Source organism: Paraburkholderia unamae (genome assembly GCF_003268775.1).
GTDB classification, from domain to species: domain Bacteria; phylum Pseudomonadota; class Gammaproteobacteria; order Burkholderiales; family Burkholderiaceae; genus Paraburkholderia; species Paraburkholderia unamae.
The window spans coordinates 206,831-221,660 of record NZ_QLSU01000001.1 but is presented as its reverse complement, the minus strand read 5'-3'; the positions used below and the strand labels follow the sequence as shown (position 1 = coordinate 221,660).

The following is a 14,830-nucleotide window of genomic DNA, read 5'->3' as shown; positions in this document are numbered from 1 at the left end:
AACTGAAGGACGTGTCTGACCGGGCGCTGTCAGCCCAGGTGCGTGACGGGCGCGACCGCCGCCGGGTCGCTGATGCTCGGCCTGCCGTTCTCGATGTGACCGGCAAAGCGCCAGGCGAACGCGGCATCGTCGCGGCTCGTGACCGTGAGGTCGTACCAGTGATGGCTCGACGCGAGGATCCAGGCCTGCTCGATGCGCGCGCCGGGCTGCACGACCACGTTGCGCTCGTGCGCGCCGTAGGCGTTGTCGATCACGTTGAGGTGCGCGACGCTGCTGCCCGGGTTCGAGAACTTGAGGAAAAGGTTGCCGTTGGCCACGTCGTAGTGCGCCGTCACGGCGGGCGCCGGTGCGCGGCCGGAGTTGCCCGGACCCGCTTGCGCGGCGGTGCCCGCGAAGCGCCGCACGAAACCGTTCGGGCCGTGAATCTCAAATGCGTAGACGCCGTTGGTCGCGCTCAGGTCCCACGTGTCGTCGAGCGATTTGCCCGCTTCCACGGTATAGCGCCACGGGCCGTCGGTGCGGTTCGTGCCGTACACGTGAAAGTGCGCGCCCTGGCGTCCCGTGTTCGCGAACGTGATCTGTAGCGTGTTGGCCTTCGCATCGGGCCTGGCGTTTACGTGCAGTTCGTACGGCAGCGCACGCGCATAACGCACGCCGGGTTCCTGGGCGTCGACCGGCAGCGGCGTGGCCGGCACCGTGGGCGCCGAGTTGGCCGAGCACTGGTTGTCCGCGAGCGTCATGTAGCTGCTCGTGTCGGGCAGCGAGGGCATCGAGGCGTCGGGCGTGCGGAAGTCGAAGCACGTCGTGAGGTCGCCGCACACCGCGCGGCGCCATGCCGTGATGTTGGGCTCCTGCACGCCGAAGCGCTCCTCGATGAAGCGGATCACCGAGGTGTGGTCGAACACCTGCGAGCAGACGAAGCCGCCCTTGGTCCACGGCGAGACGACCGTCATCGGCACGCGCGGGCCGAGACCATAGGGCAGGCCGTCGGCGGTGTACTTGCCGCCGCGCAGCGGGTTGACCACGTTGTGAATCTCGCCTTCCACGCTTACCGTCGACTTGCCCTGCGTGGACGTCGTGGGCGGCTGCGGCGGCACGATATGGTCGAAAAAGCCGTCGTTCTCGTCGTACATGATGAAGAGCACGGTCTTGCTCCAGACCTCGGGGTTCGAAGTCAGGGCATCGAGAATCTGCGAGGTGTATTCCGCGCCGTAGGCCGGCGTGTACTTCGGGTGCTCCGAGAACGCCGCGGGCGGCAGCAGCCACGAGACCTGTGGCAGATTATTCTGGAGTACGTCGTTTTTCAGGTCGGCGATCGTGCGCACGGTTTGCGCGCGCTGGTAAAGCGCGGAGCCCGGCTGCGCGTTGATGAAGTTCGCGAAGTTTTGCAGGATGTTGGTGCCGTAGTTGCCGTTCAGCGGGTCGCTGCCGTTCGTGCCCTGCTGGTAGATCTGCCAGGAAACGCCGGCGGCTTGCAGGCGCTCGGGGTAGGTCGTCCACGAAAGCAACTGGTACGTGGGCGGCACGTCGTTGTCCACGTAGTCGTTGTTGTCGAGCAGCGGGCCGCCCATCGTCCCGCTCGGGTCGACCATGCCGGTCATGAGGTAGGCGCGGTTCGGGTGCGTCGGGCCGGGCAGCGAGCAGAAGTAGTTGTCGCACACGGTGAAGGCGTCGGCCAGCGCGTAGTGGAACGGAATGTCCGCGCGCAGGTAATAGCCCATCGTCATGTCGGTCTTGTACTGCGGCCACTGGTTGTAAAGACCGTTGTTGATCGCGTAGTGGGTGGGGTACCACGAGTGGTCGAGGTCGCCCACGCACTGCGCGCTCGTCTTGAACGTGTCGAGGTGGAACGGCAGCACGGGCTTCGTGGCGTCCTCCTTCGAGGGCTGATACCACACGGGCAGGCCGCCGGGCAGCGGAACCGGCAGGCGGTCGTTATAACCGCGCACGCCGCGCATATGGCCGAGGTAGTGGTCGAACGAGCGGTTCTCCTGCATGAACACGACGATGTGCTCGACATCGCGGATCGTGCCCGTGCGCGAGTTGGCCGGTATGGCGAGCGCATTGCGGATCGACTCGGGCAGCACGGTCATCGCGGCGGCTGCGGCGCCCGACTGCGCAACGGTTTGCAGGAAACGGCGACGGCTGGTTGACGTCATTGTTGTTCACCCTTCTGCTTGAGGTTGGAGTGTCATGCCGGGCGAGGTACCGGCGCAAGTGCACACAGGTGCGGTGTTTCAATGGCTGGACGTGACGGGGCTGCTGGCGTCGTTGCCGTTGCTGGCCTCGGTCTGCGCGCCGTCTCCGGGCGCGTAGCTCATGACCGGCGTGACCTGATCGCTGTCGGCGGCGAGGCTCGCTTGCGCGCTTTGCACGGGGTCGCTCGCGGCGTTCGCCGCATTCGACGCATTCGCGCCCCAGGCGGGCGTTGCCGCGGCGCTGGCGGGAGAACTCGCGTCCGGCAAAGGCGTCGCCGCCGCGCTACGCGCGAACGGCGAGGGCGCGGCGGCGCTCTGGCTTTGCGGCGCGGCAGACGAGTCCGAAGCCGCCGGCGCACCGGCGCCGGGACCACATGCCGTGAGCATGATTGTTGCGAGCGCAACGACTGTCGCGGTCGACAGGGGCGTCGACGCGCGGGCAAGCAGGCGTAATCTCATGTGCGCATCCGTTCTGTGGGGATGAGTCGCGCACAGTTTCGTCGCTGATGAAGAAAGAATTGTGAAATGCGCGAAAACGTTTGCGAGCGAGGAAAATTGCTTTGCAAACGTGCCTGGTGGAAGTCTTGCACTGCCGATTGCTTTCTAACGAAATGCTTTCGCTTTTCGCTCAGACAGCGGAGGGCTCGTCGTTGTCGTGCGCTCGGCGCAGCACGTCGGTGGCGCGGTGGGGCATGTCGACCTGATCGATCAGGAACACTTCGCCGCGCGAGTGCGCCGCGCGCAGCGGCAGGATGGCCTGGTACGCGCTCGATCGATACCACTCGCGCGCCCGTTCGCGGCTCGCGAATTCGATCATGATGAGGTCGCCCGAAAACCGGCCTTCGAGTCGTTCGACACGGCCGCCGTGAATGATGAAGCGGCCGCCGTAAGGGGCGAGCGTGCCGTCGATCTTCTCCAGATACTCGACGATGGCGGGGCAGGGTTCGACGTCGCGCAGATGGGCGATGGCATAGGCGGTCATGGCAGTCCTCGTGAGCGTGCAGCGGTGGTTGATGCTCATGAGAGTAGGCCGCGCCGGGCCGCGAATCGATTACCTCGGAAGTCATGTTGCCGCCGCGCCGGGTGCGACGCGCGGAGTAAAATACGAAACATCCGAAGTCCGCATCGAGACGTTTTCGCTATCGCCACCACCATGAAACCATCGCCCACGAAGGAACCCGCGCGCAAACAGCCGCCCAAATGGCTGCTGAACACTCTCACGGCGCTCGTGGGCGTGCTCACGCTCGCGCTTGGCGTTGGCTGGGTGATCTACAAAGCGGTCGTCGACCTCGAGGTGCCGTACTTCGCCATTCCGCTCGTGATGTGCGTGCCGGTGATCGTCGCCGTGGCGTTTCGCAACATGTGGGACTGAGGCGCGGCGGCGCGTTGGCACGCGCCCGCCATCACATCCCGAACCATGCCTGGCAGGCCACGCGCGCGCGTTCCACGACCGCCGGCCATGGCTCGTCCATGCGCTGGCGGAACAGGCGCATCGTGCCCGGATACCACGGCGAATCCTCGCGCTCGTGCATCCAGCGCCAGTCCGGGTCGTACTGCGGCAGCAACACCCAGCACGGCTTGCCGAGCGAGGCCGCCAGATGCGCGGTGGACGTGTCCACGCAAATCACCAGATCGAGCTGCGCGACGATGGCCGCCGTATCGACGAAATCGCGCACGTCCGAACCCAGGTGCAGCATCGGCAGCCACGCCGGCGCGTTGATCGCCTCGTCTTCGCCCTGACCTTTTTGCAGGCTCACGAACCGCAGCCCCGGCACGTTCCAGAGCGGGGCGAGCGCGGCGAGCGAAGGTAGCGAGCGGTGCGCGTCGTTGGAGTGCTTCGGGTTGCCCTTCCAGACGAGCCCGATGCGCGGGCCCGGCGCGAGCGTGGCGAGGCGCGCGCCCCAGTGCTCGACGAGCGCGGGTTCGGGTTCGATGGCGAGCGGCGCGGGGATCGTGTCGAGCGTCGTGCCGAGGCGATGCGGCACGCTGATGGGGCTCACCCAGCAGTCGAACTCGCCGGAAGCGGCTGCGGCCGCATTGTGGTCGAGCACGGCGTCGACGCCTTCGACGCCGCCAAGGAGCCGATGCAGCGGCGGCTGGCAGGCAAACGCCACGTGCGCCGCGCCCTGCGCCTTGAGCACGCGCGCGTAGCGGCCGAACTGGAGCATGTCGCCGAGGCCGTCTTCCTGCCACAGCAGCAGCGATTTGCCGGCGAGCGGCTCACCCTGCCAGGCGTGGCACTTCAGCAGACGTTGTGAAGCGTTGTGCACGAAGCCCGGCATCGTGTAGCGGCACTCGTAGCGCGCAAAGCCTTCCTCGAAACGCCCCATGCTGATGAGCAGGGTGGCGAGGCGGAATTTTGCGTCGCCGTATTCGGGGTTCGCGGCGAGCGCGCGGCGGTAGCCGGCTTCCGCTTCGTCGAGCCTGCCATATTCCTTGTGCAGGCTCGCGATATTGAAGTGCGCCTCGGCGAAATCGGGCCGCGCGGCCACGGCTTCGTGAAGCACGTCGAGCGCTTCGCCGCGGCGCCCGAGCGCCAGCAGCACGCAAGCGAGGTTGTTGTGCGCTTCGGTGCGGCCCGGCAAGCGGCGCAGCGTCTCGCGGTAGGCGGCTTCCGCTTCGGGCAGCCGCTCGAGCGCGTGGAGCACGACGCCGAGGTTGTACAGCGCCTCGGTGTGGTTCGGCGCGAGCGCGAGCGTCTGGCGGAACGCGGCCTCCGCTTCGGGCAGGCGCTTGAGACCGGTGAGCACGCAACCGAGGTTGTTGAGGGCATCGACGAAATTGGGCCGCATCTCCAGCGCGAGGCGCGCCGCGAGTTCCGCTTCGGCCAGCCGTCCGGCCGACTTGAGCAGCATGGCGAGATTGTTGAGCGCCTCCGGATACTGCGGCTGGATCAGGAGTGCCTGGCGATACGCCTCGGCGGCCTCTTCGGCGCGGCCCTGATCGCGCAGCAGCGTGCCCAGTGCGTTGTACGCGTGGGCGTGGCGCGCGTGCGCGGCGATGGCGGCGCGCAACGCGCTTTCGGCCTCCTCGTGGCGGGCTTGCGTCTGGAGCAGGAGACCGAGGTTGTAGTGGGCATCGGCGTGATCGGGGCGTTGCGCGAGCACGGCGCGAAACGTGGCTTCCGCCTGCGCGTGCTGGCCCTGGCGCTGGAGCACGACGCCGAGGTTGCTGCGTGCGTCGATGTCGTCGGGCGTCAGGCTCAGGAGGCGCTCGTAGAGCGCCTGGGCTTTCGTGAGGCTGCCGAGCGTCGCGAGCAGCGCGGCAAAGCCGCTATACGCCGGCGCGAAGTCCGGCTGCGCCGCAAGGCAGCGCTCCCAGAGCGCCTGGGCGCGCGCCGCGTCGCCCGTGCCCATCGCGCCGAGCGCGGCGAGACTGAGCGCCGGGGCGAGCGCCGCGTCGTCGTCGCCCGCGTGCTCGCCGGTCACAGGGGCGAGCAGCGCGAGCGCGTCGGCGAAGCGGTGTGCGTCGCACAGCGCATTGGCTTCGCGCAGGAGGTCGTCGAGGGCGGGCGCGAGGGGCGTCGTAGTGGTCACGGTCAAAGTCGTAGTGGGCGCCACGCGTGCGTCGCAGGCAGGAACAATGGGGCACGGTGAGCTTACGACAGCTCCCGCTCGGGCAGCGGGCGGAACTGAGCGCATACGTCGCGCTTATTCGACGGATGAAGCGCCTTCACTGAAGCGCCCGGCCGGCCGAGGCTTGCGATTGCCTTGCAGCGAAGCCCGCAAGCCGTTTTGCGCGCGCGGGCATATCGATGTGCCGATTTCTTCGTGGCGGGGTGCAGGCGCACGCACGAGAATGGGGCGATCCTTTCCCTCACGCGCAGCGTTTTTCACCATGAGCCAACCTGCTGGAGCACGGCGCGGTCAACTGCGCCTCGGCGCTTTTCTCTATCCCACCGGTCACCATATCGCCGCATGGCGGCACCCGCATGCGAACGCCAACGCGGGCAGCGATTTCCGTCACTACGCCGAACTGGCGCGCACCGCAGAGGCCGCGAAATTCGATCTGGTTTTTCTCGCGGACGGCTCTGGCACGCGCGGCGACAACGCCGACTTCCTGAGCCGCACCGCGCACAGCTATGTCGCGCAGTTCGAGCCGATCACGCTGCTCTCGGCGCTCGCGGCCGTGACGCAGCACATCGGGCTCGTTGGCACGGCGTCCACGACCTTCAACGAGCCGTATCACATCGCGCGCAAGTTCGCTTCGCTCGATCACATCAGCGGCGGGCGCGCGGGCTGGAATCTCGTCACGTCGTCGAACGAGCACGAGGCGCGCAATTTCGGTTTCGACGAGCATCTCGCGCATGCGACGCGCTACGAGCGCGCGGCCGAGTTCGCCGAAGTCGTGGAAGGACTGTGGGATAGCTGGGACGAGGACGCTTTCCTGCACGACAAGGCCGCCGGCCGCTTTTTCGATCCGGCGAAGCGCCACGTGCTCGGGCATCGCGGCGAGTTCTTCAAGGTGCGCGGGCCGCTGAATGTGGCGCGCGCGCCGCAGGGGCGGCCCGTGGTCGTGCAGGCGGGCTCGTCCGAGGCGGGCAAGGCGCTCGCCGCGCGCACGGCCGAGGTGATCTTCACGGCGCAGCAGACGCTGGCGGACGCCGTGGCGTTCTACGCCGACGTGAAAGGCCGCATGGCGCAGTACGGGCGCGATCCGGGCGACCTGAAGATCATGCCGGGCGTGATGCCGGTCGTCGGGCGCACCGAGGCCGAAGCGCGCGAGAAGTTCGAGGCGTTGCAGGCGTTGATCGATCCGGCGGTGGGGCTCGCGATGGTCTCCGGCTTGACGGGCGGCTTCGATCTTTCCGGCTACCCGCTCGACGGGCCGATTCCCGAGCTGCCGGAAACCAATGCGAGCAAGAGCCGACAGGCGCTCACGCTGACGCTCGCGCGCCGCGAAAACCTCACGATCCGCGAGCTGTTTCTGCGCGTGGCGGGCGCGCGCGGGCACTGGCAACTGGTTGGGACTCCGGAGCAGATTGCCGACGCGCTGGAGGAGCGCTTCGTGAATTACGGCGCGGACGGCTACAACGTCATGCCCGCGCTGCTGCCCGATTCGCTGACCGACTTCGTCGAACTGGTGTTGCCCGAGCTGCGGCGTCGCGGGCTCTTTCGCAGCGAGTACGAGGGGCGCACCCTGCGCGAGCATCTCGGCTTGAAGCGGCCGGAGTCGCGTCACGTGCGCGAGGAAGCGGTCGAGTCGGGCGCGTGACGTTGCACGGGGCGACGTCGAATGCGAATCTCCACGATGTGAAGCTTGATGCAAATCATTGAAGGTGTCGCCAATCCGGCGTGATCCGGCCGGTGCGCCGAAACTCCCGGTTTGGCCGCAGGGGCAGGTATCTTGCCGACTGCGGCGCGAGGAGCGCCACCTTGAATGCATCGACCGAAGACACGACACGATCCGCACACGACCCCGCGCCGGATGCGGCGGACCCCTACGAAGCCGCGTTTGCACTCTTCTCCGGCGGACGCAGCGCGCAGGCACTGGCGCAGCTGGATAGCCTGATCCTCGCGCAGCCGTCCAACGTGCAGGCGTTGAATCTCGCCGCGATTTGTCTCGTCACCCTGAACCGCAAGCCCGAGGCGGCGGCGTATTGGCGGCGAGCGGTCGAAGCGGACCCGCAAGACGCGCAGGCGCACAACAACCTCGGCAACGTGCAGTACGAACTGGGCGACTTGTGCGAGGCGCAAGCCTCGTTCAACCGGGCGATTGCCATCGATCCGCAAAGTGCAGACGGACACCGCAACCTGGGGTGGCTCCTGCACATGCGCGAGCGATATGACGAGGCCGAAGCCTGCTATCGCCGCGCGCTGGCCCTGCGTGACGACGATGCCGTGATCCTCAACGATCTTGCCTGCCTTCTCAACAAGCTCGATCGGCACGCGCAGGCCGAAACGTGCGCCCGGCGGGCCAGCCACATCGATCCCGCGAGCGCCGACATCCAGCACACGCTGGGTTGCGCGCTCTTTGGCCTCGGACGATGGGTCGAGGCGCAAGCCGCCTTCCAGCAGACGCTGGTGTTGCGCCCCGGCGATGCGAACGCGCATCGCGGTCTTGGCGCGGCCTGCTTCGAATCGGGCGATCTGGCGCAATCCGAGGATGCGTACCGGCGCGCCCTGGCGATCCATCCGGATGACGCCGATCTCTGCTCCTCGCTCGGTTTTATCCTCGTCGAAACCGGCCGGCATGAAGAGGCCGAGGCGTTCTACCGGCGCGCGGTCGTGCTTCACGAGAATCACGCGACGCTCAATGATCTTGGCTTCGTGCTCTATGAACTCAGGCGCATGCATGAGGCGCAATCGTGCTATCGCCGCGCGCTGGAGTGGGCGCCCGGATCGGCGCAGATCAGCATGAATCTCGCGCTCTGCCTGCTGGCCATGGGCCGCTTTGAGGAGGGCTGGCCGCTGTGGGAGGCGCGCTACGACCCGGGCCTCAAAAGCCGCAATACCGTCGTGCCGGATCTGCCATTTCCGCAATGGGAGGGCGAGCCGCTCGACGGCAAGTCGCTCCTCGTCCTGCATGAGCAAGGGCACGGCGACAGCCTCCAGTTTGCGCGTTACCTGCCCATGCTCAGGGAGCGCGGCGTGGCTCACCTGAGCGTGGCGTGCCCGCCCGCGCTGAAGCGGCTGCTGGAAACGGTGGAGGGTGTGGACGCCTGCGTTCCCCTCGCCGGGGACCACACGATGCGCAAGCACGATTACTGGTGCTTCATGATGAGCCTGCCTGGGCGCTTCGGCACGACATTGCGCACCATTCCCGCAGCGGTGCCGTATGTGCGGGTGCCCGCGCCGTGCGCCGATGCCTGGCATGCGCGTGTGCCCGCGGGCGCGTTCAAGGTTGGCCTCGTGTGGGCCGGGGATCCGCGGCTCTGGCAAACCGGCACGCGCGCGACCACCGTGGATCGCCGCCGCTCGCTCGACGCGACGGCCTTGCTGCCCTTGCTCCAGACCGAAGGCGTCACGTTCGTGAGCCTGCAAAAAGGCGAAACGACACGCGGCCAGATCGAGAAGCTCGCGCCGCAGTGGCGGCTGCACGATGTGATGGACGACGTCCAGGACTTTGCGGATACGGCCGCTATCGTCGATCGTCTCGACCTCGTTATTACGGTCGATACGTCGGTTGCGCATCTGGCGGGCGCGCTCGGCAAGCCGGTCTGGATTCTGTCGCGCTTCGACGGTTGCTGGCGTTGGCTGGACGAGCGGGACGATACGCCCTGGTATCCGCACGCGCGTCTGTTTCGGCAAGTCCGTCCCGGCGACTGGAATGAGGTGATCGCGCGCGTGACGCGCGCATTGCAGGCGTGCGTGGCGGGGAAGGGCGATAAGGCGCGAGGCCTGAGCATGGCACGCAAGCTCAGGCAATAAAACAGTTTGCGTTCCTGATCAAGTTCGCGCGTGCGGCCCGAACCGCACGCAACGGACCCCGGCCGCTCTCAGGGCACGAGCACCTGGCGTCCGACCACCTTGCCCTGCACAAGCGCTTCGAACGCCTCGTTGATTTCCGTGAGCGGCCGCGTCGAGACGGGCGAGGGCTGCATCCTGCCTTCGCGCATCAAGGTCACGAGCTCGCGCAACTCGGGCAGCGTGCCCACGTAGCTCCCCTCGATCTTCAGCGGACGCATGGGGATGATCGGCAGCGAGACCGTGAGGTCGCCGCCCATCAGGCCGACGATCACCACATGGCCGCCGCGCGCGCACGCATCGAGCGCGAGCTTGACGGTGGGCGTCGCGCCCACGAGGTCGAGCACGGCGCGCGCGCCGCCGCCCGTTGCCGCGATGATCTGCTGGACGGCGTCGTCCGCGCGCGCGTCGATGGCCGCGAGCGCGCCGGCCGCGAGCGCCGCTGCGCGCTTGGCGGGGTCCACGTCCACCACGATCGCGCCTTGCGCGCCGAGCGCCTTGAGCACTTCGAGCGCCATCATGCCAAGGCCGCCCGCGCCGATCACGACCACCGGACCTTCGTGAATGCGCTCGCCGAACTTCTTGACTGCCGAATAAGTCGTCACGCCCGCGCACGCGAGCGGCGCGGCCTTCACGGGGTCGAGGCCCGCGAGATCCACGAGATAGCGCGGGTGCGGCACGATCACATAGTCGGCGAAGCCGCCGTCGCGCAGCACGCCGAGCGACTGCGGCTTCGCGCAGATGTTTTCCTCGCCGCGCTTGCAGGCCGCGCATTCGCCGCAACCAATCCACGGATGCACGACCGCTGACGTGCCGGCCGCGAGCGCTTCGGCGGCGGTCTGCGCGTCGGGCCCCAGTGCCACGACTTCGCCGCAGATTTCATGGCTCGGCGTGAGCGGCAACTTGATGCCGCGGTCGGCGAGCGAGAGCTTCTTGCCGCCGCCCAGATCGTAATAGCCCTCCCAGATGTGCAGGTCGGAGTGGCACAGGCCCGCGGCTTTCACGCGTAGCAGCACTTCCGTCCCCTTGGGCTCGGGCACGTCGCGCTCGACGAGTTCGAGCGGTTTGCCGTGATGGATAACGCAGTAACAGCGCATTTGCATCGATGTCTCCGTGAATGTGATGGACGACGGCCAGGCGATGACGATCCTTTCGCATCATAACGGATGCGACCTAAATTCGGCCGATCGTTCGATTTTTGCCCCGCGTGCCGGTTGTGGAGATCGGTGCATAGCTAACGATATCCGTATATGCTTCAGGCATGTTCGACCATTGCCTTTACTTCAACACCACGGCGCTCGCGCGGCGCCTGGAGCGTGAATGGACCGAAGCGTTCGAGGGCTTCGAGCTCACGCCGCCACAGGGTTTCATGCTGCGCGCCGTGCTGGAGCGGCCCGGTTCGTTGCAACGCGAGCTGGCGGAACTGCTTGCCATCGCACGGCCCACGGCCACGCGCGTGCTCGACGGTCTGGAGGCGCGCGGCTATGTCGAGCGCCGCCGCACCGAAGACGACGGGCGCGAGGTGGCGATCGTGCCCACGGCGCGGGCTGTTGCCATTCGCGTGGCGCTCGACGCCGCGAGTGCGACCGTGACGAGCCGCATCAAGCGCACGCTGGGCGGCGAGGCATTCGTCGATACCGTCTCGCGGCTGCGCACCGCGCGCGCGACGTTGGGCTGAAAGGTGCGGCACGCGGTATGCGCGGCAACGCATCAGAAGGGCATTAAAGAGTAGGGAGTTTCATCATGCGGCGCATCGGCGCTTTTTGTATTTCGACGTGGCTTGCGGCCGTTGTTCTGGTTCTCGGGCGCCATTCGGTGCCGTTGATGGCGCTAAGCGGTGTGATCGTATTCGCCGGTTTCGATCTCTTTCGTCCCGGTTCGGGCGATTAGCTACGCTGCGCCTGGCATAGTTCTGCGAGCGCCACGCACGATGCGCGGCGCTCGCGGTCATTCACCGGGTTCTCACCGGCTCTCACCGGTTTTTCACGTCACATCTCCTCGGCCCACGACATGTTTTCGCGCGCGAGCAGCGCCGAAGACGCCGCCGGCCCGAACGTGCCCGCCGTGTAATTGCGCGGGCGGTCGTTCAGCTCCTTCCAGCCGTTCAGGATCGGTTCGACCCACGTCCATGCGGCTTCCAGTTCGTCGCGGCGCATGAAGTGCGTGAGGCGGCCGCGAATCACGTCGATCAGCAAGCGCTCGTAGGCTTCCGCGCGGCGCTCGGGAATGGCCTGCTGCAAGTCGAGGTTCAGGCTCACGGGCAGCATGTTCATGCCGCTGCCCGGTTCCTTCGCGAGCATCTGCAACTGGATCGACTCTTCCGGCTGAAGCTGGATCACGAGACGGTTGCCGTAATGGCGCGGCCCGCTCGGGAAGATCGAGAACGGCAGGTCCGCGAATTCGATCACGATTTCCGACTGGCGCTTTTGCAGGCGCTTGCCCGTGCGCAGGAAGAACGGCACATTGGCCCAGCGCCAGTTGTTGATGTGCGCGCGCAGCGCCACGAACGTTTCCGCCTTGCTGTCGGGCGGTACGTTGTCTTCTTCCAGATAGCCCTTCACCGGCTGGCCGTCCACCGCGCCCGCCGCATACTGGCCGCGCACGGTGTCGCGTGCGATGTCGGCGAGCGACATGGGGCGCAGCGAGCGCAGGACCTTGAGCTTTTCGTCGCGCACGGCGTCGGGGTCGAGCGAGACGGGCGGCTCCATCGCCACGATGCACAGCAGTTGCAGCAGGTGGTTCTGCACCATGTCGCGCAGCGCGCCCGTGTGGTCGTAGAAGCCCGCGCGGCTGCCCACGCCCACCGTTTCCGCGACCGTGATCTGCACGCTGCGGATGTACGGCGCCTGCCACAGCGGCCCGAAGATCGGGTTGCCGAAGCGCAGCACCATCAGGTTCTGCACCGTTTCCTTGCCCAGATAGTGGTCGATGCGGTAGATCTGCGATTCCGCGAAATGGCGGCCCACCGACTCGTTGATCTCCTGCGCCGAGGCGAGATCGTGGCCGAGCGGCTTTTCGAGCACCACGCGCGAGCTGCTGTCGATCAGGCCGCCTGCCGTGAGGTTGTCGCAAATCGTCGTGAACAGTTCCGGCGACGTGGAGAGATAGAACACGCGCAGCGCATGCTCGCGCGACGCCGCCTTCAGGTTCGCGTAACTGGCGGAATCGTTGACGTCGATGATCACGTACTGGAACAGGTTCAGATAGCGGTCCCAGGCTTGCGCGTCGAAAGCTTTCGCGTCGATGAACGGACGCGACTGCTCCTCCATGAACTTGCGATAGTCGTCGATCGTCCAGTTCTTGCGGCCCACGGCGATGATGCGCGTTTCGGGCGGCAGGTTGCCGTGCAGGTGCGCCATGTAGAGCGCGGGCAGCAGTTTGCGCGCGGCCAGGTCGCCTCCGCCGCCGAAAATGATCATGTCGACGGGCTGTTCGGGCAAGGCTTGGGCAGGCTGATTCGTCATGGCAGGTCGGAGATGGCGCGCGCTCGGGTCACACTCGGTCAGCTTTGGGGCAGGACCTCGCGTGCTCGCGCGCGCGGTTGCAAAACCCGCGCCCCCGGCGTTGAACGGGGCGCGGCGAAAACGCTAATGGTGCATGGTTTCGCGCGAGTTTGCACGCGTGGCGAGAAGGGGGCGTCGCGCGAGACTCACGCCGCGATAAACCGACCGGCCGTTCATGCAGACTTTGTCCTTTATTCGCCTGCCACATTCGCCTGACGTTTAATCGGCTTCAAGCGAGCCCCGGCACCGCCACGCCGAAGGTCTCCAGCAGCAGCACGACATTGAGCGCGAGCACCGCGGCCGCGCCCGCCACGGCGCCGATCGCCGTGATCGCGCGGTTGCGATGTTGCCCCATCACGTCGGCGCGGCAGGTGAACCAGACGAGCGCCGCCATCGGGAACGGCAGCGCCAGGCTCAACACGACCTGGCTCATGACGAGCGCCTCGGTGGCGTTCACGCCCAGCGCCACCACGACGAAGCTCGGCACCATTGTGATGGCGCGGCGCAGCCACAACGGCACGCGAAAATTCACGAAGCCCTGCATGATCATCTGACTCGCGAGCGTGCCGACCACCGAGCTCGAAATGCCCGACGCGATCAGCGACACGAGAAAGATGCTGGCCGCCGCCGCGCCCAGCAGCGGCGCGAGCGTGCGATAGGCGGTCTCGATCTCGGCCACGTCGGCATAGCCCTGGTGGAACGCGCCCGAGGCCGTGATCACCATCGCCATGTTGATGAGCCCGGCAAGGGAGAGCGCAACCACGACTTCGATGTTTGAAAACCTGACGAGACGCGCGCGTTCGGTGGCGTTGCGCGCGAGCACGCGCGCCTGGGTGAGCCCCGAGTGCAGGAAGAGCGCATGCGGCATGACGGTTGCGCCGATGATGCCCACCGCGATCGTCACGGCCTGCGCATCGGGCAGGCGCGGCGTGGCGAGATGGCGCAAGAGGCTCGGCCACTCGACGGGCGCGATGAAAAGCTCCAGCACGTAGCAGATGCCGATCACGCCCACGAGCGCGCCGATCACAAGTTCGAGCGGACGAAAGCCCGCGCGCTCCAGAAATAGCAGCGCATACGTCACGACGGCCGTGACGGCCATGCCCGCGAGCAGCGGCAAATGAAAGAGCAGCGCGAGGCCGATGGCGCCGCCGAGGAATTCGGCGAGATCGGTGGCCATCGCCGCGATCTCGCTTACGATCCACATGAGCCACACGAGCGGCGCGGGCAGGTTGTCGCGGCACAGCTCCGCGAGATTGCGGCCCGTGGCGATGCCGAGCTTCGCGGAAAGCCCCTGAAACAGCATGGCGATCACGTTGGCGAGCAGCACGACCCACAGGAGCGCATAGCCGTAACGCGCGCCGGCCTGAATGTTGGTCGCGAAGTTGCCGGGATCGATATAGGCGACGGAGACGACCACGGCCGGGCCGGCGAGCGGCAGCAGAAGGGCGATGCCGCGGCGGCGTCCTTCGAGCGCTTCGCGCACTGCGGCGGCCGTACTGCGCGTGAGGCCGTCGGGCGCGCGATCGGCGCGGTCATCGCGGGCGCGACGATCCATGCAACTTCTCTCGCGACTCAGGGTCTGTACGCGCAGCCCGCAGCGATGATGCGCGCATCGAGCCTTCGCAAATACGGTGGATAGGCGTCATCGAAATCGGGCCCTCATGCGTTAAGCAGGCAATCCGCGCGCCTGCCTTGGCGCTATCTCAGCACAAACCGGCGCGGC

At 67.0% G+C, this 14,830-nt stretch carries 12 protein-coding genes; 5 read left to right on the top strand and 7 right to left on the bottom strand.

What is annotated here, in order from left to right; translation table 11 throughout:
• Positions 1–29 precede the first annotated feature (29 nt).
• The 3 genes from C7401_RS00915 to C7401_RS00905 all read right to left on the bottom strand — a co-directional run bounded on the left by C7401_RS00915 (position 30) and on the right by C7401_RS00905 (position 3,180).
• Positions 30–2,159, bottom strand: a complete 2,130-nt coding sequence (locus tag C7401_RS00915) for a phosphocholine-specific phospholipase C (RefSeq protein ID WP_112169351.1) — start codon at positions 2,157–2,159, stop codon at positions 30–32.
• Between the two features lie 78 nt (positions 2,160–2,237).
• Entirely contained in the window at positions 2,238–2,657 is a 420-nt protein-coding gene (locus tag C7401_RS00910; RefSeq protein ID WP_112169349.1) for a hypothetical protein, read from the bottom strand.
• 169 nt (positions 2,658–2,826) lie between these two features.
• Positions 2,827–3,180, bottom strand: coding sequence for a DUF1330 domain-containing protein (locus C7401_RS00905; protein WP_112169347.1), 354 nt, complete (start codon positions 3,178–3,180; stop codon positions 2,827–2,829).
• Positions 3,181–3,351: 171 nt separating this feature from the next.
• Between C7401_RS00905 and C7401_RS00900 the strand changes: the two genes are divergently transcribed.
• Positions 3,352–3,570 carry a hypothetical protein gene (locus tag C7401_RS00900; protein WP_112169344.1) on the top strand — a complete coding sequence of 73 codons (219 nt, stop codon included), beginning with the start codon at positions 3,352–3,354 and terminating at the stop codon, positions 3,568–3,570.
• A gap of 31 nt (positions 3,571–3,601) precedes the next feature.
• Here C7401_RS00900 and C7401_RS00895 read toward each other — a convergent pair whose 3' ends face one another.
• Positions 3,602–5,734: a tetratricopeptide repeat protein gene (locus C7401_RS00895; RefSeq protein ID WP_258396784.1), complete on the bottom strand. Its 2,133-nt coding sequence runs from the start codon at positions 5,732–5,734 to the stop codon at positions 3,602–3,604.
• A 301-nt stretch (positions 5,735–6,035) separates the two neighbouring features.
• Here C7401_RS00895 and C7401_RS00890 point away from each other — a divergent pair, with 301 nt between their 5' ends.
• Both C7401_RS00890 and C7401_RS00885 read left to right on the top strand, forming a co-directional pair.
• Positions 6,036–7,412 (top strand): LLM class flavin-dependent oxidoreductase, encoded by a 1,377-nt coding sequence (locus tag C7401_RS00890; protein WP_112169340.1) that lies wholly within the window; start codon positions 6,036–6,038, stop codon positions 7,410–7,412.
• A gap of 161 nt (positions 7,413–7,573) precedes the next feature.
• A complete protein-coding gene (locus C7401_RS00885) occupies positions 7,574–9,568 on the top strand; it encodes a tetratricopeptide repeat protein (protein ID WP_181565468.1) in 1,995 nt (664 codons plus the stop codon).
• A gap of 68 nt (positions 9,569–9,636) precedes the next feature.
• Here C7401_RS00885 and C7401_RS00880 read toward each other — a convergent pair whose 3' ends face one another.
• Complete coding sequence (locus C7401_RS00880; protein WP_112169775.1) at positions 9,637–10,701, bottom strand: alcohol dehydrogenase; 1,065 nt, start codon at positions 10,699–10,701, stop codon at positions 9,637–9,639.
• A 164-nt stretch (positions 10,702–10,865) separates the two neighbouring features.
• Between C7401_RS00880 and C7401_RS00875 the strand changes: the two genes are divergently transcribed.
• Together C7401_RS00875 and C7401_RS44790 are read left to right on the top strand one after the other, a co-directional pair.
• The gene (locus tag C7401_RS00875) at positions 10,866–11,282 is read left to right on the top strand and encodes a MarR family winged helix-turn-helix transcriptional regulator (RefSeq protein WP_112169336.1); all 417 of its coding nucleotides are present in this window, start codon (positions 10,866–10,868) and stop codon (positions 11,280–11,282) included.
• Positions 11,283–11,347: 65 nt separating this feature from the next.
• Positions 11,348–11,494 carry a hypothetical protein gene (locus C7401_RS44790; protein WP_181565467.1) on the top strand — a complete coding sequence of 49 codons (147 nt, stop codon included), beginning with the start codon at positions 11,348–11,350 and terminating at the stop codon, positions 11,492–11,494.
• A gap of 98 nt (positions 11,495–11,592) precedes the next feature.
• Here C7401_RS44790 and zwf read toward each other — a convergent pair whose 3' ends face one another.
• On the bottom strand, positions 11,593–13,068 hold the full coding sequence (zwf, locus tag C7401_RS00870) for a glucose-6-phosphate dehydrogenase (protein WP_112169334.1): 1,476 nt from the start codon (positions 13,066–13,068) through the stop codon (positions 11,593–11,595).
• 268 nt (positions 13,069–13,336) lie between these two features.
• Complete coding sequence (locus C7401_RS00865; RefSeq protein ID WP_112169332.1) at positions 13,337–14,662, bottom strand: Nramp family divalent metal transporter; 1,326 nt, start codon at positions 14,660–14,662, stop codon at positions 13,337–13,339.
• Positions 14,663–14,830: the final 168 nt, after the last annotated feature.